Source organism: Aeribacillus sp. FSL K6-1121, assembly GCF_038003725.1.
Taxonomy (GTDB): Bacteria; Bacillota; Bacilli; order Bacillales; family Aeribacillaceae; genus Aeribacillus; species Aeribacillus composti.
The window spans coordinates 2,687,232-2,709,036 of sequence record NZ_JBBOPS010000001.1 but is presented as its reverse complement, the minus strand read 5'-3'; the positions used below and the strand labels follow the sequence as shown (position 1 = coordinate 2,709,036).

General features: G+C 39.9%; 19 protein-coding genes. 18 read left to right on the top strand and 1 reads right to left on the bottom strand.

Features of this window, described 5'->3' with window-relative positions; all coding sequences use genetic code 11:
- The first annotated feature begins 30 nt into the window (after positions 1-30).
- The 18 genes from NSQ61_RS13125 to NSQ61_RS13040 all read left to right on the top strand — a co-directional run bounded on the left by NSQ61_RS13125 (position 31) and on the right by NSQ61_RS13040 (position 20,195).
- Positions 31-2,430: a xanthine dehydrogenase family protein molybdopterin-binding subunit gene (locus tag NSQ61_RS13125; protein WP_327873639.1), complete on the top strand. Its 2,400-nt coding sequence runs from the start codon at positions 31-33 to the stop codon at positions 2,428-2,430.
- Complete coding sequence (locus NSQ61_RS13120; protein WP_144597178.1) at positions 2,417-3,229, top strand: N-acyl homoserine lactonase family protein; 813 nt, start codon at positions 2,417-2,419, stop codon at positions 3,227-3,229. Before NSQ61_RS13125 ends, NSQ61_RS13120 begins: the two co-directional genes overlap by 14 nt.
- Entirely contained in the window at positions 3,219-3,605 is a 387-nt protein-coding gene (locus NSQ61_RS13115; RefSeq protein WP_340807258.1) for a VOC family protein, read from the top strand. Before NSQ61_RS13120 ends, NSQ61_RS13115 begins: the two co-directional genes overlap by 11 nt.
- A 20-nt stretch (positions 3,606-3,625) precedes the next feature.
- A complete protein-coding gene (locus NSQ61_RS13110) occupies positions 3,626-4,567 on the top strand; it encodes an FAD binding domain-containing protein (RefSeq protein ID WP_327873641.1) in 942 nt (313 codons plus the stop codon).
- Between the two features lie 604 nt (positions 4,568-5,171).
- Positions 5,172-5,672 carry a (2Fe-2S)-binding protein gene (locus NSQ61_RS13105; RefSeq protein WP_063386354.1) on the top strand — a complete coding sequence of 167 codons (501 nt, stop codon included), beginning with the start codon at positions 5,172-5,174 and terminating at the stop codon, positions 5,670-5,672.
- Between the two features lie 476 nt (positions 5,673-6,148).
- Complete coding sequence (locus NSQ61_RS13100; RefSeq protein ID WP_144597185.1) at positions 6,149-7,147, top strand: thiamine pyrophosphate-dependent dehydrogenase E1 component subunit alpha; 999 nt, start codon at positions 6,149-6,151, stop codon at positions 7,145-7,147.
- Entirely contained in the window at positions 7,137-8,138 is a 1,002-nt protein-coding gene (locus NSQ61_RS13095; RefSeq protein ID WP_339212195.1) for an alpha-ketoacid dehydrogenase subunit beta, read from the top strand. The genes NSQ61_RS13100 and NSQ61_RS13095 overlap by 11 nt, the downstream gene beginning before the upstream one ends.
- A 101-nt stretch (positions 8,139-8,239) precedes the next feature.
- The gene (locus NSQ61_RS13090) at positions 8,240-9,451 is read left to right on the top strand and encodes a dihydrolipoamide acetyltransferase family protein (RefSeq protein ID WP_162877023.1); all 1,212 of its coding nucleotides are present in this window, start codon (positions 8,240-8,242) and stop codon (positions 9,449-9,451) included.
- Between the two features lie 502 nt (positions 9,452-9,953).
- The gene (gene moaA / locus NSQ61_RS13085) at positions 9,954-10,976 is read left to right on the top strand and encodes a GTP 3',8-cyclase MoaA (RefSeq protein WP_066246949.1); all 1,023 of its coding nucleotides are present in this window, start codon (positions 9,954-9,956) and stop codon (positions 10,974-10,976) included.
- A 146-nt stretch (positions 10,977-11,122) separates the two neighbouring features.
- A complete protein-coding gene (locus NSQ61_RS13080) occupies positions 11,123-12,388 on the top strand; it encodes a molybdopterin molybdotransferase MoeA (protein WP_066246947.1) in 1,266 nt (421 codons plus the stop codon).
- 24 nt (positions 12,389-12,412) lie between these two features.
- Entirely contained in the window at positions 12,413-13,027 is a 615-nt protein-coding gene (locus NSQ61_RS13075; protein WP_117017039.1) for a nucleotidyltransferase family protein, read from the top strand.
- 928 nt (positions 13,028-13,955) lie between these two features.
- Positions 13,956-14,900 carry a metal ABC transporter solute-binding protein, Zn/Mn family gene (locus tag NSQ61_RS13070; RefSeq protein WP_340807254.1) on the top strand — a complete coding sequence of 315 codons (945 nt, stop codon included), beginning with the start codon at positions 13,956-13,958 and terminating at the stop codon, positions 14,898-14,900.
- A 1-nt stretch (position 14,901) separates the two neighbouring features.
- Entirely contained in the window at positions 14,902-15,663 is a 762-nt protein-coding gene (locus NSQ61_RS13065; protein WP_063386349.1) for a metal ABC transporter ATP-binding protein, read from the top strand.
- On the top strand, positions 15,641-16,561 hold the full coding sequence (locus tag NSQ61_RS13060) for a metal ABC transporter permease (protein WP_144597189.1): 921 nt from the start codon (positions 15,641-15,643) through the stop codon (positions 16,559-16,561). Before NSQ61_RS13065 ends, NSQ61_RS13060 begins: the two co-directional genes overlap by 23 nt.
- 2 nt (positions 16,562-16,563) lie before the next feature.
- Positions 16,564-17,451 (top strand): metal ABC transporter permease, encoded by an 888-nt coding sequence (locus NSQ61_RS13055; protein ID WP_066246941.1) that lies wholly within the window; start codon positions 16,564-16,566, stop codon positions 17,449-17,451.
- 112 nt (positions 17,452-17,563) lie between these two features.
- The gene (gene mntR / locus NSQ61_RS13050) at positions 17,564-18,001 is read left to right on the top strand and encodes a transcriptional regulator MntR (RefSeq protein WP_063386346.1); all 438 of its coding nucleotides are present in this window, start codon (positions 17,564-17,566) and stop codon (positions 17,999-18,001) included.
- A gap of 141 nt (positions 18,002-18,142) precedes the next feature.
- Positions 18,143-19,552 (top strand): processed acidic surface protein, encoded by a 1,410-nt coding sequence (locus tag NSQ61_RS13045; RefSeq protein WP_340807250.1) that lies wholly within the window; start codon positions 18,143-18,145, stop codon positions 19,550-19,552.
- 1 nt (position 19,553) lies between these two features.
- Positions 19,554-20,195 (top strand): class D sortase, encoded by a 642-nt coding sequence (locus NSQ61_RS13040; protein WP_340789542.1) that lies wholly within the window; start codon positions 19,554-19,556, stop codon positions 20,193-20,195.
- Between the two features lie 222 nt (positions 20,196-20,417).
- Here the strand turns inward: NSQ61_RS13040 and NSQ61_RS13035 are convergent, their stop codons facing one another.
- On the bottom strand, positions 20,418-21,794 hold the full coding sequence (locus NSQ61_RS13035) for an amino acid permease (RefSeq protein ID WP_340808124.1): 1,377 nt from the start codon (positions 21,792-21,794) through the stop codon (positions 20,418-20,420).
- Positions 21,795-21,805 lie beyond the last annotated feature (11 nt).

Genomic DNA, 21,805 nt, shown 5'->3' with positions numbered 1-21,805 from the left:
AAGAAATAAAAAAACAGAGGAGGCGAAAAAATGGTTACTGTAAAAAAAGGTTTAGGTGTAAGTTTGAAGCGTAAAGAAGACATAAGACTTTTGACTGGTAATGGACAATTTACCGATGATATTGAAAAACCAGGCATGTTACATTTGGCCATTGTACGGAGTCCTCATGCTCATGCACGTATTGTAAATATTGATGCAAGCAAAGCGAAAAAACTGCCTGGAGTAGTAGCTGTTCTAACGGGAGAAGAGGCACTTCAATATTCAGGACCACTTGCACCGACGATCAATATATTTAACAAAGTACCAGAAGTGTATGCGATTGCCTATAAAAAGGTTCGCTATGTCGGTGAGCCAGTGGCCGTTATTGCTGCCGAAGACCGATATATTGCTGAAGATGCAGTCGATCTTATTGAAGTAGAATATGAGGTTTTACCAGCTGTTGTGACGATTGAGGATGCACTGAAGCCAAAGGCGCTTCTTTATGAAGAATGGGGAGATAATAAACAATTAGAATCGAGAACCACTATCGGCGATATAGACGATGCATTTGCCAATTCGGAATATGTCTTTGAAGAAACCATTACACACAACCGCTACACCGGAACTCCGATGGAGTCTCGTGTATGTATTGCCGAATATAATCCTGGATCTAAAAAGATGACAGTTACATGCTCGACACAGGCACCTTCTCAAGTACGTACGCTGATTGCCCAGACATTGCAAATGCCTGAGCATAATATACGAGTTATTGCCCCGGATGTTGGCGGCGGTTATGGCACAAAATTGCAGGCAAATGCAGAAATCATTGCTTGTATCATGGCGCGCATGCTTGGCAAGCCGGTTAAATGGACGGAAGACAGAGTAGAGAATATTCTAACTGGAGTTCATTCTAGAGACTATACTTGCACGGTGAAAATTGGGTTCGACAAAGATTTTCGCATCACAGGACTTCAAGCGAAGCTGATTGGAAATATTGGGGTTGATGGAACTTGCCATGCACCGGGAACCCCTGCTTTATCGGTAGCAGGTGCTTATTTTCCAGGTCCATATAAAGTGCCTGTTTATGACGTAGAAATCATTGGGGTCGTTTCAAATAAAGCGCCTTATGGTGCGCACCGCGGATATGGAAAGGATATTGCCAATTATCCTATTGAGCGGATGATGGATATAGCAGCTCGAAAACTTGGTATATCACCAGAAGAATTAAGACGTCGCAACTTTATAAAGAAAGACGAATTTCCTTATCAACAAATTTCTGGGCCGCTTTATGATAGCGGAGATTTTGATAAACTTATGGATCTCGTAATGGATAAAATCGATTATCAAAACTTTAAAAAGAAACAATTAGAGCTTCGTAAACAAGGCAAGTACATTGGACTTGGAATCGCCGCTATGCTTGAGCCGTCTGGCGCTGCTGTCTTTAATGGCATATTTAATGGTTATCAGGCAGCAACTGTACGAATGACGCCTGAGGGACATTTCCAAGTATTAACCAGCCATCAGAACATAGGTCAAGGGGTTGAAACAACGATTCCACAAGTTGTTTCACAAGTTATGGATGTAGATATAGACGATATTCGATTTGTTTATGGAGATACGGATATTACGCCGTACGGATTAGGTCCATTTTCTTCCAGAGGTGCAACGTATACTGTTTCTGCCGTATATGAAGCTGCCAAGATGTTAAAGGAGAAGCTTTTAAAAATTGCCGGTTATCTGCTTAAGGAAGATCCGGAAAATCTTGAAATGGCAAATGGAACAGTAAGGGTTAAAGGGACGACAAATCCGGAAGCAGCCATCAGTTTAAAAGAAATCGGCAATAAAGTTTATCTATGGCCGGGACCTTATGCGACAGTGCCGGAAGGAATAGATTGCAATTTAGAAGCAACCTATACATGGACGAGTAAAGTAGTGAAGTGGGAGCCTGATGAACACGGGCGAGTCAATCTTTATACGACACATCCGACAGGAGTCTTTGTTGCTCTAGTAGAGGTTGACATTAAAACCGGGCTTGTGAAAGTAGACAAATTCGTTGTTTCCCATGATTGCGGCACAATTATCAATCCTATGATTGCAGATGGACAAATTGCCGGCGGCATCGCACATGGAATTGGTGGCGTGCTGTTAGAAGACCTTGCATATGACAGCAACGGATTAATGACAAACCCTGATTTTCAGCATTACTTATGTCCAACTGCAATGGATGTATCAGACATCGAAACCATTCACATGCAATCCCCATCACCTTTTACACCGCTTGGTACAAAAGGAATGGGAGAAGGCGGAACGATTCCGTCTCCAGCAGCAGTAGCGAATGCGGTAGAAGACGCTTTATCACCTTTTGGTGTAATTGTAAAAGATTTACCAATTACTCCTGAACGAGTTTTAGAATGGATTAAGCAAGGGGAAATGCAAAATGTCAAATCATAATTGGGAAATATACCCTTTGGTGCTTGGAGAAGCAGATGTATCAAAGGTATTAGATACATTTTGGTCGCTGAGCGGCGACAAATCGATGGTAACGGTGCCGATTTTAGCTTGGCTTTTAGTTCCGACATTTAATGAAGAGCCAATTTTAGTGGACACCGGTTTTCGAGATGCTGAACGCTGCCAGACCGTTCATGGCTTAGGTCCTCATCGGACAAAACCTGAATGGAGCCTTCGCACCCAATTGAAGAACCATGGCTTTACAGCTGAAGAGATAAAAAAGGTAATTCTAACTCACCTCCATTATGATCATGCAGGAGGATGCGCCGAATTTCCGAATGCAAAATTCATCGTCCAACGCACTGAATTGCAGGCTGCTGCGGCACCAATGGTATCTTCGCAGCTGAAAATCGGGGGAGGGGCGTTATTTTATGACAGAAAAGACATTGCAGAATTAATTGACCCATTGTGGCCTCAAGTTCATTTGATCGAAGGGGATACAGAAATAGCTCCTGGGGTGAAATGTGTCTTATTCCAAAACACTCATACGCCAGGCAGCCAAGCAGTATATGTCCAAACTGAATTCGGCACCGCAGTTATTCTTGGAGACATTGCCAGAAATGTTGAATTAAATATTAATCAAGAAATTCCACCTGGATTAATTTACGATTTAGAGGCTACCTATCGAGCGATGATTCGAATTAAGAATGAGGCTGATATTGTTCTTCCTAGTCATGATTATGAAGTAGTAAAAAAATATAGGAACGGACTAAAAGAAGGGACGTCAGTTCATGAAAATTAAAGGAATTGAACGAGTGGCATTGCAGGTAAAAGACATCGATCAATCGATCAAATTTTTTTCGAGGCTCTTCGGAACAACTTTTCAGCGGCAAAATGTGCAAATAAACGATTCCGTGATAAAAGTGGCTTTTTCTCCGCTAGGAATTGAACTTTTAGAAGAGACAGATTTAGAGAAAGAATCATTGAGAAGCTTTCACCTTCGTGTGGAGAACATACAAGACGTTCATCCTGCTGTTTTGGAAGCTGGAGGTGAGATTCTCGCGCACTTTACAGTGGGAGAAATGGAACATATGATTGCGAAAATTGGAGATTTTCGAATTGTATTTGTATCTTACGAAGGTAATGATTCTTTGAAAGCGTTATTTTCCGGAAAATGATAGGTTAGGGGGAAGAATGAATGAAACCAGTTCCATTTGAATATGTGGCTGTTAAAAGTGTAAATGAAGCGATAACCGCACTCGAAAAGTACGGAGACAATACAGTCATCATCGCTGGAGGACAAAGTCTGATGCAGGAAATGAATTTAAGGCAGGCTCGTCCTTCATGTTTGGTTGATATAAATGGGATCACAGATCTTGATTATATTGAAGAAACGGGTGATGCCATTAAAATCGGGGCATTAACAAGACACCGCACCGTTGAAAAGTCTGAAATTGTAAAACGAAATTGTCCTTTGCTTCAGGAAGCCGTTACTCATATTGCGCATTTCCAGATCCGCAATCGAGGTACGATAGGAGGAAGCCTGAGACAAAATCCGCCAGGCGCTGAATACGGAGTCGTTGCTCGTGTGTTAAATGCTCAGTTTGTCATTGCCGGTCCTGATGGCAAACGCGTACTTTCCGGAGAAGAGTTTTTCGTCAGCCACTTTAAAACAGCAGTGAAACAAAATGAAATCATTGTCGAAATCATATTCCCAAAATTAACAAAAGAGACGGGATATGGATTTTTGGAAGTAACAAGAAGACATGGACATATTCCCATTGTTTCAGCAGCGGCGACTCTTCAGTTAAATGAAGATGACACGGTGAAAGATGCTCAGGTAGCTTTAGGGAATGTCAGCCCTCAAGGTGTCCCTTACAAAGTGCAATCTGTTTCACAATTGATTGGGAAACCATTTACTCAGGAAATTCTTGATCAATTAGCAAACGATATAAAGAATGAAGTCAATCCAGATCCTGAAGCAGATGCAAAAGCTGGCTATACATTGCAGCTTTCGAGAATCATGGGACGCCGTGTTTCTGAAATTTCCAGTGCTGAGTATCGAAAAGAAGCGTCATCCGTATTGAGTATTCGGGCTTTACAAAAGGCATACCAACAAATTAAAGGAACATTTCAGTAATGAAGAAAAATAAAAAGTCCCCTTGGTTTTGATAAGGGTTTGAGGCCGTTTCCCTAACGAAAAAACCAAAGAGGACTCACTTGTATTATAACTCGATGAAAAAATTAAGCAAATGACACTAGTAACAGTCATTACCTGCATTCCTCTTTTTCGAAAAGAGCTCGAGATGATCGCTGCTCGTTTCATTTTCGAAATTTCAATCATTGACTTTGAACCATTGAAGAAAGGTCATTTGTAGGTGTTGAATCAGACAAAATGACCGCTATAAAAGGCTTGATCATACCGAGAGCCGGCGGTCTTCTTTTTACGAATGCTGTCACCACCGATCGCTGCGGCTTTAATTCGGAATACAGACGAATTTTTGTAAGTGTACGGAGAACATGTTCGCCTTCACTCGCGGTTACACCGAATGGTCCCAATAGAGCGACCATGAGACAAATGTAAATTCAAGGGGGTCATAACGGGATGTTTCACTTCCTCATAGATAAGAAAACATCCCTTTACCCATATTTCTTCATATAGCATTTGTGCGGGGTTTGAAAAGTTTTAAAGAAAATGTGAGGAAACAATAAATAAATAATGAAAAGTAGGGGGAGGAATTTACATGATAGATAAAACTACTCGCAAAAAAATCACGGTCACTGTCAATGGAACGGTATATGAGCGTGAAGTGAATGTTCGGACATTACTAAGTGACTTTCTCCGGAGAGAATTAGGTTTAACGGGAACACATGTTGGTTGTGAACAGGGGGTATGCGGCGCTTGTACGATATTGGTGGACGGTCAGGCAGTCCGTTCCTGTTTGCTGTTAGCGGTTCAAGCAGATAATCGCTCCATTACCACCATTGAAGGAATAGGAACGCCTGATCACCTTCATCCGATTCAGGAGGCTTTTTGGGAAAATCATGGTTTGCAGTGCGGGTTCTGTACTCCAGGATTTGTGATATCTGTTTACGAATTTTTAAAAGAAAATCCTGATCCATCCGATGAAGAAATTCGTGAAGCGTTGTCCGGTAATTTGTGCCGTTGTACAGGATATCAAGGAATTATTAAATCGGTAAAAGCAGCTGCAGAAAAATTAAAACAATCGGAATTGGCTGGTTAAATAAATAATCAGGGGCTGTTCTGATGAGTTCCTAAAATGAAGGATTTGGGAGAAATACTACTGTGAAGGACAAAAATAATGGAATCAAATTTGTACATGTTCTCATAGAGGCAATGAAGTCCAACAAGAAGCAATTGTATGTGCTGAATGTCCGTTATAAAACTTTTGAAGAACTTAATTCAGAAAGAGAGCATAAGAAAAGTCCTTCATAAGCCTTCTGAAGGATATAAACAAGATAGGAAAAATGGTTCTGATAAGTTCCTAAAATGAAGGGGCTCCAAAAAGTCAGTTAACCCTGACCTTTTGGACAGCCCCGTAGTTTTTCAAACGACTAGGAAAATCGCCTCTGCTTTAGATGAGATTGTGACTCATTCTTAAAGCCTATCTATGTTCGTAATTGACTTTAACCATAATAAAATCAAGATTCTAGCAAAAGCATATCTGTATGGTGATGGAATACAAGGAGGTTTATGGAAATGCAAGAGCTGCTTCAAACATACCACTTAAATGAAAACAATTTCAATTGGGATAAAAACTGGTTCATACAAGCATGGCGGATTATGAACACGATACGTGTATTTGAAGAAAAAAGCATTCAAATTTACAAAAAAGGACTCATGGGTGGATCACTTCACTCATCTATTGGCCAAGAAGCTGTAGCAGCTGGAGTTTGTATGAATTTGAAAAAAGACGATTATATTTCCATTACGTATCGGGGGCGTGGTCAAGCATTAGCAAAAGGGGCCGATCCTTTTCAATTATTTTCCGAAATTTTAGGGAAGAAGACAGGCTATTGCAAAGGAAAAGGGGGCCCTATGCATATTACATCTCAAGAGCTTGGGATATTAGTAGCGAATGGCATCGTCGGTGCAGGTATTCCAATTGCTGTCGGAGCAGGTTTATCCATCAAAACGTTGAAAAAGAATCAAGTTTCTGTTGCGTTTTTCGGAGATGGGGCGACAAACCAAGGAGCATTTCATGAAGCTCTAAATTTGGCTGCGATCTATAAACTGCCGGTCGTTTTCGTTTGCGAAAACAATCTATATTCAGAAATGACGCCAATTAAAAATGCTGTATTAAATGAGCATTTAGCAGAAAGAGGACTGGCCTATCGCATTCCGTCGATCATCGTGAATGGAAATGATGTGCGAGCTGTATATGAGGTTGCAAAACAAGCTGTGGAACGGGCGCGTTCAGGTGAAGGGCCTACCTTTATAGAAGCCAAAACTTATAGATTGTTAGGACATATGATCGGTGATGCGGAGACGTACCGAACAAAAGAAGAAGTGGAGGAATGGAGACAAAAAGAACCGATCAGATATTTTCGGGATGTATGCTTAAAACAAAATGTATTGAACGAAAAAGAATTAGATGAAATACAACAACAAGTCATACAAGAAATTGACATTGCATATGAACGTGCGATGAAATCTGAAGAACCTGAAATGGAGGAGATCTTTAATGATGTCTACTAATAGAATCATCAGTTATGCCCAAGCAATCAATGAAGCTCTTAAAGAAGAAATGGCATTAGATGATAGAGTAATCCTTTTAGGGGAAGATATTGGTTCATATGGCGGCGTTTTTAAGGTGACAAAAGGTTTGTTTGATGAATTCGGAAAAGAACGAGTCATCGATACACCTATCTCTGAAACCGGATTTATCGGAGCAGGAGTTGGGGCAGCGATGACGGGGTTAAAGCCGATCATTGAGATTATGTGGATTGATTTTTCGCTAGTAGCGATGGATCAAATTATTAATCAGGCAGCGAAAATGGCCTATATGTCTGGAGGACAAACGAGCGTTCCAATGGTAATACGTACACAAGGCGGCGGGGGAAGAGGAAATGGCGCCCAGCACTCGCAAAGCCTTGAAACATTATTTGCACATATTCCGGGGCTCAAAGTCGTTGCACCTTCTACCCCTTATGATGCGAAAGGATTATTGAAAGCATCCATCCGGGAAGGAAGTCCGGTCATATTTATTGAACATAAAATGCTTTACTCTCAAAAAGGAGAAGTTCCGGAAGAGGAATACACGATTCCTTTAGGAAAGGCGGATATTAAAAGGTCTGGAAAGGATGTTACGATTGTTACGCTGTCAAGAATGGTACAGTTTTCGCTTGAAGCTGCAAAAGAATTAGAAAAAGAAGGAATCGATGCTGAAGTAATTGATTTGCGTACTCTTGTTCCTCTAGATATAGAAACAGTTAAGGAGTCAGTAAAAAAGACGAACCGAGTAGTTGTTGTGCATGAAGCGACTCGTTCTTACGGCTGGGGAGCTGAAATTGCTGCCAGAATTCAAGAGGAGGCTTTTGATGATCTGGATGCACCGGTACAACGAGTGGGGGCGGAAGATGTTCCTGTTCCATATAACTTAAATTTAGAAAAAGAAATGCTCCCACAAACGAAAGATATCATTCAAGGAGTAAAAAAATCTTTGTATTTACAAATGGAAACAGTGTAATGGCACAGTACAACAATTATTTGAAAGCATTTTGATAAATAATTGCAATTTATATATACAAAAAGATGCTATCTATGTGTTATGACGAAGGAGGAAAAAAGGTGCGGCAGGAAATTGTACTTCCTAAATTGGATTCATCAATGGAAGAGGCTCGTATAGTTTCATGGGAGGTCAAAATTGGTGATACCATTAAAATAGATGACCCAATTTTAATTGTAGAAACTGAAAAATCCAGTCTTGAGGTTGAATCAGAAGTAGAGGGAACGTTAGAAGAAATTGTTGTGGATGAAGGTGAAACTGTACCAGTAGGAACTGTTCTTGCATATGTATCGAGTGGTAAACATTCCACCGAACAAAAAGGCAGCTCCGATCATAATCCTGTAAAAGAAGAGAACATCTCACCAGGAAAGACTGAAAGAATCCGAGTTTCTCCAGCAGCTAGAAGACTTGCAAAGCAGCGCGGAGTAGATCTAACCAAAATTAAAGGCTCGGGACCAAGGGGAAGAGTGATTCTGAAAGATGTGGCGGAAGCAGCTGCAAATGTAGTGAATCAAAGTGTTAAAACAGAAAATAAAGTCATAGCATCGATACATGCTAAAGGGAAAAGGGTTAACCTTACAAGTATGAGAAAAACGATTGCGCAGCGAATGACCGCAAGCTTTATGAATGTTCCTCAATTCCAAATCAAGAAAAGAGTCGATGTATCATCCATTGTGCAATTGCGGCAGGCAGTAGTTTCAAGCATTGAACATTCGGCAGGCGTTCGTTTATCATTTAATGATTTTCTCATACAGGCGGTGGCTTTAACATTGAAGAAATTCCCGAGGGTAAATGCCTCATTCATAGATTCTGAAGGAGATCCTTATATTTTGGAGCATGAAGATATTAATATTGGTCTAGCGGTTGCTATTGATGACGGTTTAGTTGTTCCCGTCATCCATCAGGCAGATCAATTGTCCTTAATCGAGATTGCAGAAAAAAGAACAGAATTGGTTGAAAAAGCGAGAAAAGGCTTATTGAAGCCTGAAGAAATGCGTGGAGGAACTTTCACAATTTCCAATCTTGGCTCAGTTGGAGTTGACGAGTTTGTGGCAATCGTAAATCCTCCTGAAACCGGCATCTTAGCAGTTGGAAATATAATAGAACAGCCTGTTTTAACGAATCGTCATGAAACTTTGATAAAGCCGATGATCACATTAAATGCTTCATTTGATCATCGTACAATTGATGGCGCCTACGGTGGAAGATTTCTCGCTCAATTATGTGATCAGCTGCAATCAGGTCAATGGAATATCTTTTCAACAGTAAAATAATGAAATCATTAGGAAGTTGCCATGATGAGCATTCGAACATTAAAACAATTTTTCTGAGAAGGACATTAAGCAAAGCTTTTAATCAAGCTATCTTTGACTCTGATCTGAGGAGCAGGAGCTGGTGCACACCGAAAATATTGTCTGAAGATTTAGAATGACTAGACATAATTTTCAACTTGATAGAAACATATAATAGGATTTCCGGCCATCTCCTTTTTATAAACCAAGGTCAGCAGGTTTTATAAGCAGTACCGGAGGCAATACCAGAGTATCACTCGTTTTTGAAAATAAGCTTGCTTGAAAAATTGAAACAAATGACGGAGTTTTAGATGGAGTCTTCTCCATCCTCCGCCATTTATATTTTTAGGCGGTAACTAAAAAACGAGTGAGAACTGATTCATCAACGCCTGCATCAAAAAGTTTCAAAAATTCGGAACAACTTGAAATTTTCATGAGAAGCTTTTTCTCCAAAATAATGTTAGCATGATAGGAGAGTGTAAAAATGGGCAATATGAACAAAATAACCGATACCCTTCAGCGTCCTCTCCGTGATTTGCGCATTTCAGTTACTGATCGGTGTAATTTTCGCTGCCGCTATTGTATGCCAGCGGAGATTTTTGGTCCTTATTTTCAATTTCTCAAAAATGATCAGTTGCTCAGTTTTGAGGAAATAACTCGACTGGCTCGCATTTTTGCCTCACTTGGCGTCGAGAAAATTCGCCTATCAGGGGGAGAGCCGTTGCTGCGCAAAGAGCTGCCGAAGTTAATTGAAATGCTCGGTTCTATAGAGGGTATTTCTGACATTGCTTTGACTACGAACGGTTCTCTTCTTGCCAAACATGCGAAAGCGTTAAAGGACGCTGGTCTTCACCGTGTCAACGTTAGTTTGGACAGCTTAGATGATAAAGTTTTTCGCCAAATGAACGGCGGCCGCTGTGACGTCAAAACAGTTCTTGAAGGGATTGAAGCGGCCGCAAAGGCAGGTATGAAGGTGAAAGTGAATATGGTTGTACAAAAGGGGATCAATGATCAGGACATTGTGCCCATGGCGCGTCACTTCCGCGGGACCGGACATGTTTTACGCTTTATTGAATTTATGGATGTAGGAAATAGCAACGGCTGGAATCTTACACAAGTGGTATCTAAGCAAGAAATTTTCGAACGTGTAAACGCTGAAATGCCGTTAGAACCGATCCCGTCCAATTATTTTGGAGAAGTAGCCTCTCGTTATCGCTATCGCGGCACAAATGAGGAAATAGGCATTATTTCTTCCGTAACGGACTCTTTTTGTTCCACGTGCACAAGAGCTCGCCTCTCAGCGGACGGCAATCTTTACACCTGTCTATTTGCCTCGCAAGGGACAGATTTGCGGGCGCAGCTCCGCAGCGGGGCAAAGGATGAAGAAATTAGGAATCTCATTCAGGATGTTTGGAGCCGTCGAGCTGATCGTTACTCTGAAGAAAGATTTAACAATACAACGATGCCGAACAAAAAGAAGATAGAGATGTACTATATTGGAGGATAAAACAGAGCGGGGGGAGAAAAGAACATATATTTCTGCTAATCGCTATGATAACAACGAAATTGTCGGTCGACTGAAGGGACAAAAGAACGTATTTTTCAACTAATGAAAGGCGCAGGATCATTTCAAAATATACAGGTGGTGATTGCATGTTATATATCCCGAATTCTTCCCCTATCCCATTTGAAGAAGCACAACGTCTTATTCTCTCTGTGATACGTCCCCTTCCGGTTATTACCATACCTCTGTCTAAAGCTCTTGGGTACTATCTAGCGGAAACGGTAAGGGCTGATCACGATGTCCCTATGTTTGACCGTTCCACTGTAGACGGTTACGCTCTGCGTGCGGAGGATGTGATCAATGCCAGCGCTTCTGACCCGGTAAAGCTGAAGGTTTTGGAAGAGATTCCCGCTGGATATTTACCTCAACAAAAAATTACCCAAGGTACGGCCAGCCGCATTATGACGGGAGCACCTATCCCCGAAGGTGCAAACGCAGTCGTTATGGTAGAGAAAACTGAGAATGCAATGGAAGATAGCGAAAGCGTTTTGGTTTATCAATCGGTTAAAATTGGCGATGCTATTGCCAAAAAGGGACAAGATGTTGAAGAAGGGAAGGACGTCCTCACACAAGGGACGCTTTTAGGACCAATTGAACTGGGTCTGCTCGCTACATTCGGGATTGCATCTGTTGCGGTTTATGCGAAGCCTAAGGTTGGTATTCTTTCAACGGGAAGTGAATTATTAAACGTAGACGAGCCGATCGTCCCTGGAAAGCTTCGTGACAGTAACGGCGTAATGCTGGCCGGTCAAGTGAGTCAAGCAGGAGGTGAACCGGTTTATTTCGGGATTGCCCCGGACAAAGTAGAAGAGCTAGAAAAAAAGATGCTAGAGATTCTACAGCAGGTGGACATTTTAGTAACAAGCGGAGGCGTGTCCATGGGCGAATATGACTTCCTTGGAAAGGTATTTGAAAAAATTAATGCGAAAGTGATATTCTGGAAAACATTAGCTCGCCCTGGAATGCCAGTTTTGTGCGGAGTATGGCAGGATAAGCCGATTTTTGCTTTGGCAGGAAATCCAGCTTCGTCTTACGTCAATGCACATCTTTATGTGCTGCCTGCTATACGCTATATGAGCGGTTCTAAGGATCCGCTGCCGAAACGGGTAACGGTTGTATGTGACGAGGCAATTGAAGGGAAGCAAATGCTTCACACCCGGTTTTTACGAGGATTAACGTACGTTTCCCCAACCGGTGAACTAAGAGTGAAAATATCAAAGAAACAAGCTTCTAATGTTCTGTCCAGCTTTCTGGAAAGCAATTGTCTCGTTAAAGTGCCTGGGGGAAAAGGATTTAATGCAGGTGAGAAAGCGGAAGTGTATTTGCTGGGTGCGGTTGAGGAATTGAGACAGTGACAATGAGTCTGGGGGAGAGATGGTTTGAAAAAGGTTGGAGCAATTATTTTAGCAGCCGGAATGTCAAAACGGATGGGAAAACCAAAGCTGTTATTATCTCTAGGTGGGAAGCCATTATTTCGCTACTCTGTGAACACCGCTACCGCAGCTGGCTTAAAACCAATTGTATTGGTCGGCGGCAAACATATCGAAGAGCTGCGCAAACACACATCTGATTTAACAGAAATAGAAATCATTGAGAATCGGGATTATGAATCCGGCATGGCTTCCTCTCTTAAAGCAGGGATTCAGGCTTTAAAGGGACGAACGGATGCAGTCTTCGTATTTTTGGCAGACCAGCCCTTTGTACCTCCAATAGTTATAACTAAATTACTAGAATCTTATGATCAATATCGAAAAGAAGGTGTCCGCATTTTCCGCCCTAAGTATAATAATGTGCTTGGACACCCTGTATTGTTTGATGCTGAATTATTTGATGAATTTGAGCAAATTCAAGGTGATGAGGGAGGAAAATCAATTGTCCAAAAACATTATTCCAGCTTAATGGCTGTACCGTTTGAAAATTCAGAATGGGGATTTGACATTGACACCACAGAGGATCTGCTCAAACTAAAAAGGATTGCGCCAAAATATATTTAACAAAAATAGGGATAACAATAGATTCATTGTTGTCCCTTTTTAAATTTGTGTAACGGTCGTTGTACTTGAAGAAGTGCGTGGTTTTATTCAATCAAAAATTTCCCGGTTCAACAAGATTGACCGAGACTTTAGAAAATTTATTGCAGGAGTCCCATATTGAAATCGATAAACAAACAGCTCTGATGGGGTCTATATATAATTCGTATCATAATAAGGCTTTTTATGATTGTAGAGAAAATTGTATCTTAGTTATCCGGTATTAGAAAATACCAAGCAAATCCTTCCTTGATCATCATTCATTAGGATACTTGTGCGAGTGTTCCTCATCTCTTTGCACCGCTGAGTACGAATGCGGTTCTTCCATTTCGTTTTAATTTCTCCCGTTTATTTAGATAGTTTATACTTGACAGTTTCTCAAAAATGGTATTAAATTTGCGTTAAGGAAAAATATGTGCAATAACAACAAAATTTAAACTCAATAAAATAAATATGTGTGAAGGAATTTTTTTTAACATAAAGTTTGCACTAAGGAAATATTTATAACTATGGTAAAAAAGAAGGTGAATGAAAAAATTTCCTATTTGTGCAACATGAATCCGGCAACTTTCTGTAAAGTATTAAGCCAAACGGTAAGCTGAATGGCGAAGCTGAAACAAATCAACTAGCGAAATGAAATTCATGTCTGTAAGTGTTTTGGCATTTATTCATTGATTGCGTTTTTTCAGTTTTGTTTCTTCTCAGGAATAAAAACAAATTGAGGTTACATATAGGAGTTTTCTATAAAAAACGGACAATGTTTGATTCCTGAATTCACAATTTGCCAGAATGGTTGTCGATATTAAATAGAAATCGTTCACCAATAAACTAGAGAGATGGGCTGACTTAAAAATCAAATCAATTCATAAAAATAAAAGGAGAGTGCGAAAAAATGAAAAATGTTATGAAAAAAATGGGGTGCTTATTCTTAATTAGTGCCTTGCTGGTGTTAAGCGCATGTAGTTCTGGACAAGAAGCATCCAAACGATCAAAAGATGGAAAAATTAATGTCGTCACAACGATTGCACAAATTGGCGAGCCGTTGTCTGTAATCGGCGGCGATCGTTTAAATGTCAAAAGTTTAATGGGGCCGTCTGTAGACCCTCATTTGTATAAGGCTACTCAAAGTGATATGGAAACTCTTGAAGAAGCAGATATCATTTTTTACAACGGATTGCATTTGGAAGCGAACATGGTTGAAATATTTGAAAAGATCTCTGAATCAAAACCTGTTCTTGCAGTCGGTGAAACCATTCCTGAAGAATCTCTTTTAAAGGATGAAAAAGGGGTAGTTGATCCTCATATTTGGTTTGATCTGGACCTTTGGCAGCAGGCATTGGATGCTGCGGTTGAACAATTAAAAGAATTCTCTCCGGAAGACGCAGATTATTTTGAAGAAAATAAAAAGAAATATTTTGCTAGATTAGCTGATTTGAAAAAAGAAGCCGAAAAGCTTGCGGACATTCCAGAAAGTCAAAGAGTTCTTGTCACAGCGCATGATGCTTTCGGATATTTCGGACGAATGCACGGCATTAAAGTAGTTGGTCTTCAAGGACTTAGCACTGATTCCGAAATCGGTGTTACAGATATTCAAGATACGATTGACATTATTAAAAAGTACAAAGTTCCTGCCGTATTTATCGAATCAAGTATTAATGAAAAATCGATCAAGGCTGTCATAGAAGGAGCGAAAAGTGAAGGAATTAACGTTACATTAGGCGGGGAGCTTTACTCTGATGCAATGGGTGAGGAAGGAACAGAAGAAGGAACTTATATAGGAATGTATCGCCATAATATCAATACGATTTATGAAGCATTAAGCGAAGGAGGAAAATAGCATGGCTGAAGCAGTGCTTCAAGTAGAGAATCTGTCCGCTTCCTATCGAAAAAATACAGTGCTCTTCGATGTGAATTTTGTAGTGCAGGCTGGTTCGTTAGTGGGAATCGTCGGTCCGAACGGTGCTGGAAAGTCGACGCTTTTAAAAACAATATTAAATCTTCACCCTTCCTTAACGGGATCAGTGAAATTTTTCGGATTGCCATTCAACAAGGTCCAAAAAAGGATCGGTTATGTACCACAGCGAGGTTCGGTTGATTGGGACTTTCCAACAAACGCATTGGATGTTGTCACTATGGGACTATATGGGCAAATCGGATGGCTGAAGCGGCCATCCCGATTGCATAAACAAAAAGCATTCGAGGCCTTGGAAAAATTAGGGATGGCTGATTACGCTGACCGTCAGATAAGCCAGCTTTCTGGCGGTCAACAGCAGCGTGTGTTTTTAGCACGCGCATTAGTGCAAAATGCCGACTTGTATTTTATGGACGAACCGCTGGCTGGTGTTGATGCAGCAACAGAACGCGCTATTATGACATTGCTGAAAGAATTAAAAGCTTTAGGAAAAACGGTCATGGTCGTGCACCATGATTTGCAAACAGTAGAAGATTATTTTGACCATGTTCTTTTATTAAATCGCACCGTCATTCAGTACGGAAAAACGAAGCAAATTTTTACTAGAGAAAATATTTCGCGAACTTATGGAGGAGACTTGCGCTGGTTGAGAGAGGAGAGTCTTCATGTTCACAATCCTATTAAATAGCAACACACAATGGGTGTTATTTAGCACGATGATTTTTGGGATTGCTGCTGGAACAATGGGCTGTTTAGCCTATTGGAAGCGGCAAAGCTTAATGAGCGATGCCTTAGCTCATGCAGCATTGCCCGGTGTTGTGATCGCCTTTCTTCTACTTGGAGAAAAAAACTTATTTGTCATGATCATTGGAGCATCCATCAGCGCTTTGATTGGAGCATCATTTATCCAATGGATACGTTCATCAACTAGAATTTCGGCAGATACGGCGATGGGAATGGTGCTGTCTATTTTTTTTGGCTTAGGAATCATGCTCCTGACAGTTGTGAATCGGACGTCAGGCGGAAATCAGAGCGGTTTGGACAGTTTTATTTTCGGTCAGGCCGCCTCGATGGTCAGATCAGATGTCACTACAATGTTAATCCTAGCTTTGGCGGTTATTTTGATTGTATTCGTTGCATTTAAAGAATGGAAAATATATCTTTTCGATCCGGAATTTGCAAAAGGATTAGGACTGTCACTTAAATGGATGAACGGATTATATACAACGATTCTTGTCACAACGATTGTCATCGGGATTCAAGCTGTAGGAGTTATTTTAATTGCCGCCCTGCTGATTATCCCGTCAGTAAGTGCCCGCTATTGGACACAGTCTTTTCAACGGATGATTATCATATCAGCTCTGTTTGGGGGAGCGGCTGGAGCATTAGGAACATTCATCAGTGCATTGGGAAGAGGATGGCCTACAGGACCTTTTATCGTCATTGTGGCGTCTGCGCTGTTTTTCTTATCGCTTTTCTTTGGCAAAGAGAAAGGGATTCTGGTCAAGTATTTACAATTGAAAATGCAAAAAAGATTAGTGAATATTCATACCAGTAAGGCCTTAAGAACAAAAGGGGTAGAATAACCATGACTTATCATGCTATGTGGATTATCGTAACTGCTTCTTTAGTAGGGCTGTCCTGCGGCTTAATAGGTGTATTTCTGATACTCAGGAAAATGGCGATGATGGCTGATGCAATTAGTCATACGGTTCTGTTAGGAATTGTCATCGCTTTTATTATTACGCGTGAATTAAGCGGAACTCATATGCTCATTGGTGCTATATTTGCAGGACTATTGACAGCTTTTTTAGTGCAATGGCTTCATTCTTTAGACGTTCAGCAAGATGCAGCAATAGGAATTGTGTTTACGACGATGTTTGCTATTGGCGTTATTTTAATAGCGACTTCTGTAGGAAATGCACATTTAGATGTTCAACATGCTTTAATGGGGGAAATCACCTTTATACCTTGGAATAAAATTTCACTTCCTCTAATTGGCGAGGTTCCGAAGGCTACAGCATTGCTGGCTCTCGTTTTGTTTGTTGTTTTATTTGTTCTTGTCGCTTTTTATAAAGAATGGAAAATCACTTCATTTGATCCTGCGCTTGCTGCCAGCTTAGGGATTCCTGTTTTACTCATGCATTATGTATTCTTATGCTTAGTATCGATCACGACAGTTGCTTCTTTTGATGCGGTCGGCGCAATTATGGTCGTTGCGATGTTAATTACTCCAGCTGCCTCGGCATATCTTTGGACAGATAGACTTTCTATTATGCTAGTATTAAGCGGATTATTTGGCGTAATATCTGCTGTAGCGGGCTATTATATAGCAGCTTGGGTCGACACTTCTATTTCTGGCTCAATGGCATTTGCCACAGGATTAGTGTTTTTCATAAGCTTTTTGTTTTCTCCGAAACATGGATGGATTGCGAGATATTTGCGATTGCATAAAACTGTAAAAAAGACAGGATGAAAATCGGCTATTAAATTGTCTTTCATAACGGTTGATCTCCTCCATACGCTTGTCTTATGGTGCTTTTATATAGTAAACTTTGTATGATGAAGATATTAATGGAGGATAACCAATGCCAACCCCGAGTATGGAAGACTATATTGAACAAATATATTTGCTAATTGAAAATAAAGGCTATGCGAGAGTGTCGGATATAGCAGAAGCGTTATCTGTACACCCTTCTTCCGTTACAAAAATGGTGCAGAAGCTCGACAAGGATGACTACTTAGTTTACGAAAAATATAGAGGGTTCGTCTTAACGCCGAAAGGAAAAAAAATCGGAAAACGCCTCGTCTACCGGCATGATCTGTTAGAGCAATTTTTGCGGATTATTGGCGTCAAAGAAGAAAACATCTATCGCGACGTGGAAGGAATTGAGCACCATTTGAGCTGGGATGCTATTGACCGAATAGGGGATCTGATTCAATTTTTTGAAAAAGATAAAAGTCGAATCATAGAATTGCAGCAATTGCAAAATTTGAATGAAGAAAATGAAGAAAACGACTTCTAACATTAAACGACTTCTAATTTAGAAGTCACTTTTTTTGTGCATGTAAAAATTTTTGTAAAAATTGTAAAAATTTTGTTGATTGATTCGTTATTCCTATTTATAATTTTCTCAAGAGATATAAAAAAAGAGGAAAAGAGGATTATGATGAAAAAATGGGGATTCATATTACTAGCTTTTATTTTGTGGATAGGAGTGATGCCAAAGCCGTCATCAGCTGCACAACAAGCATCTTTTGAGAAAGAACTGAATCAATATTTAGAGGAAGTAAGTAAACAAAGAGGTTTCAAAGTTACAAGAGAACATATCGAATTTTCGTTAGCTCAATATGAAGAAAAGATCGAAAATTTTGATTCTGTTGAAGAACTTCGTGATTTTTTAGGAGAGGTCATTCAAAAAGATTTAAGCAATTTAACCGAAATATATGACGAATTTAATTTAAATGAAGCCAGTTTGCGCCAGCTGCTTCAAGAACACGGTGAAGATCTAGATGAGTATGTGTTTGTAGAAAATTTGTATGATGCCGTCATGCTTTACATAGAGCGTGATCCAAATTTTGATAAAAATTTGCAAGACTATTTGGCGAAAATTAGTAGTATTAGAGGATTTCCTGTGACGATTGACCATATTAATAGATCTTTGAGTTTATATGAGAGAAAACTGGAAGACTTTAAAACCGTTAAAAGTTTAGAAAGATTTTTAGGAGAAGTTATTAAAAAGGATTTAAGCAATTTATCCTATATTTATGATGAATATGATTTAAATGAAAAGGAGTTGCGCCAGCTGCTTCAAGAACACGGAAAAAAATTGGAGGATTACGTTTTTCTAGATGATTTGGAAGAGGATGTTATAACATTTTTAAGTGAAGAATGGGATGCTGGTGTAGAAGACGAGCTCCTTTACGATTTATTAACGGTTTTTGAGCAGGAATACGGATTGACAAAAGAAGAAATCGAGCGGTTAAAGAACCATTTGCGATCAATTGAAGAGCATCTTATGAAAGAAGAGACAATTATAGCTTTGTTGGACTTGGCGGATCGGATGATGGCTTTTGAAGGGTTTGATGAAGCGACAGAGCTTACAAAGAGCCAAATCGAGGAGTTAATTTCGATTTTTAAAGATTTTCAACGTATTTTTAAAATTAAAGTTACATTTTCCCTTGTAAAAGATGGGTCTGAAAAGGAGCTTTCGCTGTTTGATCTATTTAACTTGAAAGAATTGATCAATGCAAAATTGAAAATCAACATATACAGTGAAAGTGGAGAATTTTTGGCTGATCTCTTCATTACCGGAGAAATCGTTGATTCAGATACGTTACATCGAACTGGGCAAACGATTCGTCACGGCGCTCAAGAAGCCAAAAGTGTGAAACAAGAGAAAAACGTTTCGCAAAAAATAGAAAAAAAGCTAAAAGCTGTAAAGGACAATGAGCATAAAACAGTAAAAGGTGCAAAATTGCCGAAAACAGATTCCGGCTATGGCATGAATGCTATTGTAGGATTGTTCATTGTTTTAGCGGGATTTTTAATTTTTAGGCAAGCAAGGAAGGTTTAATATGCTGGAAACTACAAAAAGAAGCAGCCGAAACAAGCGGTTGTTTCTTCTTTTCTTTGCATCAATGATTATATTAGCCGGCCTATGGTTTTCAGCCGCAAATAGCTATAAACTTTTCAAAGGAATGCTACTGCCTGAGACCCATTCTGAAACGAAACAGAAGGCGGAAGCTCAACAGCCGGCCCCAGAAAAAAATATGAAGGCAGAAAAGGTTTTATATCCGACACGACCTAAAATTGGGGAGCAAATAGGAGAGCTGTTTATTCCAAAACTAAATGCAGTACTTCCGATATACCATGGAACGAACGAAGAAGAGCTTGAAAAAGGGGTCGGTCATTTTGCAGGAAGCGTATTGCCAGGAGAGGCAGACAATTCGGTTCTTTCCGGTCATCGCGACACCGTGTTTCGTAGGCTGGGGGAAGTAGGAAAAGGAGACGAGTTAATCGTCACAACTTCAGCTGGAGAATTTACTTATAAAATCTATAAGGTTCGGATCGTTGATAAAGACGACCGGACCGTGATCGTTCCGAAACCGAGGGCTACGTTAACTGTCAGTACATGTTATCCGTTTCATTTTATCGGCTCCGCGCCGGAACGATACGTGCTCGTAGCATATCTTGTTTCCGAGAAGTTGAAAAAATAATCTGTTATCTTGACCTATCATAATGTTTCCTATTCCCGTCTTCCGGTGGGAAAACTATTATAAAAACGGCTTTAGCCCTGTGTTCTAAAGGGCTAAAGCCGTTTATAATCGACTGTCTGACAGGGGAAGGTTTCCCCCCCCTAAAATTTGTTATCATGTGCATTTTTCAAGACACTGCATTTTTTTGACAGAGTTACGAATGAGTCTTTTAATGTCCTTATTTTACGGACTTTCTACCTTATCCTTGTTATTTTTATCACTTTTTTCTTTTCTGTTTTTATTCATAAAAGAAAATATGGTGAGCAGTGCTAAGATGACAAGGCAAACAGTAGAACCGATCATATTTTTCTTATTAAAGATAAAAGAGAAAAAGATGACCAATAATGAAACGGTGGCTACTATCGTTGTGTATGGGAACCATTTTACTTGGAAATATGGTTTCTCCTTATACTGAGAACGAAGCTTTAGCTGAGCCAGACAAATGCTTGTCCATAATAAAATAATCGTAAAACCAGGTATCGTCATTAAATAGCTGATGACTCGGTCTGGAGTCATATAAGCTAAAAATACCCCAAATAAAATACAGATAGCCGTAACGGTAATACAGTTGATCGGTATTCCTTGTTTGGAAATCTTTAAAAATCTTTTTGGCGCTTCACCGTTTTGAGCCATGGAATATAATGTTCTGGAAGTTGCGTAAATCCCTGAGTTCGCCGCTGATAAAACAGCAGTAATAAGGACAAAATTCATAATATGAGCGGCTCCAGGAAGCCCTGTGATGCTCAATACTTGGACAAATGGACTGTCTTCCCCTGTCACTTGATTCCACGGCATTAAACCACAAATAATAAGAATAGGAAGCATATAAAAGAGAATAACTCTCCACATCGTTCCTTTAATGACTTTTGGCAAAACCTTTTCTGCATCTTTTGTTTCTGTGACCGCAACACCGATTAACTCAGCCCCGCCGTATGAAAACATGACGACTAAAAAGGCGCTTAACATTCCTCCAATTCCATAAGGAAAGAACCCGCCGTGTGCCGTGTAGTTAGAAAAAGGATCATCAATATTGCTCGGAATAATTCCAAACAAAATGCCAAAGCCTAATAAAATGAAAGCGATTAATGCGAAAATTTTAATTCCTGCAAACCAAAACTCAATTTCACCATAGTACTTTACTTGAAACAAATTCATTCCAACGATTAAAACCATACAAAGGAGACTTAAAAGCCATAACGGTACGGTTGGAAACCAATATTTCAGAAAGCTTCCTGCTGCTAAAATTTCAACAACGGTGACAACAATCCAATTGATCCAATAAAGCCATCCTACAATAAAGGATATATGGAAGCCAAAAGCTTTATAAACAAGATGCTGAACGTTTAAGTTCGGATAAACAATCGCCATCTCAGCCAGTGCCGTCATGACAATAAATAATAAAAGGCCTCCTAATAAGTAAGCTATTACAACACTTGGGCCGGCAATATTTAATGTATCTGAGCTCCCTTTAAAAATTCCTGTTCCAATCATGCCTGCTAGCGCAATAAACTGAACATGTCGAGGTAATAACCCTTTTTTTAATGTTTGATCTTTTTCCATGGTGTTCATGC

Bases quoted from the DNA above. Each gene is read 5' to 3' on its own strand.
- NSQ61_RS13080 (WP_066246947.1), top strand. From the start codon at position 11,123: ATGTTATATATCCCGAATTCTTCCCCTATCCCATTTGAAGAAGCACAA.
- NSQ61_RS13065 (WP_063386349.1), top strand. From the start codon at position 14,902: ATGGCTGAAGCAGTGCTTCAAGTAGAGAATCTGTCCGCTTCCTATCGA.
- NSQ61_RS13120 (WP_144597178.1), top strand. From the start codon at position 2,417: ATGTCAAATCATAATTGGGAAATATACCCTTTGGTGCTTGGAGAAGCA.
- moaA (WP_066246949.1), top strand. From the start codon at position 9,954: ATGGGCAATATGAACAAAATAACCGATACCCTTCAGCGTCCTCTCCGT.
- NSQ61_RS13055 (WP_066246941.1), top strand. From the start codon at position 16,564: ATGACTTATCATGCTATGTGGATTATCGTAACTGCTTCTTTAGTAGGG.
- NSQ61_RS13125 (WP_327873639.1), top strand. From the start codon at position 31: ATGGTTACTGTAAAAAAAGGTTTAGGTGTAAGTTTGAAGCGTAAAGAA.
- NSQ61_RS13060 (WP_144597189.1), top strand. From the start codon at position 15,641: ATGTTCACAATCCTATTAAATAGCAACACACAATGGGTGTTATTTAGC.
- NSQ61_RS13095 (WP_339212195.1), top strand. From the start codon at position 7,137: ATGTCTACTAATAGAATCATCAGTTATGCCCAAGCAATCAATGAAGCT.
- NSQ61_RS13045 (WP_340807250.1), top strand. From the start codon at position 18,143: ATGATGAAAAAATGGGGATTCATATTACTAGCTTTTATTTTGTGGATA.
- NSQ61_RS13110 (WP_327873641.1), top strand. From the start codon at position 3,626: ATGAAACCAGTTCCATTTGAATATGTGGCTGTTAAAAGTGTAAATGAA.
- NSQ61_RS13035 (WP_340808124.1), bottom strand. From the start codon at position 21,794: ATGGAAAAAGATCAAACATTAAAAAAAGGGTTATTACCTCGACATGTT.
- NSQ61_RS13100 (WP_144597185.1), top strand. From the start codon at position 6,149: ATGCAAGAGCTGCTTCAAACATACCACTTAAATGAAAACAATTTCAAT.
- NSQ61_RS13040 (WP_340789542.1), top strand. From the start codon at position 19,554: ATGCTGGAAACTACAAAAAGAAGCAGCCGAAACAAGCGGTTGTTTCTT.
- mntR (WP_063386346.1), top strand. From the start codon at position 17,564: ATGCCAACCCCGAGTATGGAAGACTATATTGAACAAATATATTTGCTA.
- NSQ61_RS13115 (WP_340807258.1), top strand. From the start codon at position 3,219: ATGAAAATTAAAGGAATTGAACGAGTGGCATTGCAGGTAAAAGACATC.
- NSQ61_RS13105 (WP_063386354.1), top strand. From the start codon at position 5,172: ATGATAGATAAAACTACTCGCAAAAAAATCACGGTCACTGTCAATGGA.
- NSQ61_RS13070 (WP_340807254.1), top strand. From the start codon at position 13,956: ATGAAAAATGTTATGAAAAAAATGGGGTGCTTATTCTTAATTAGTGCC.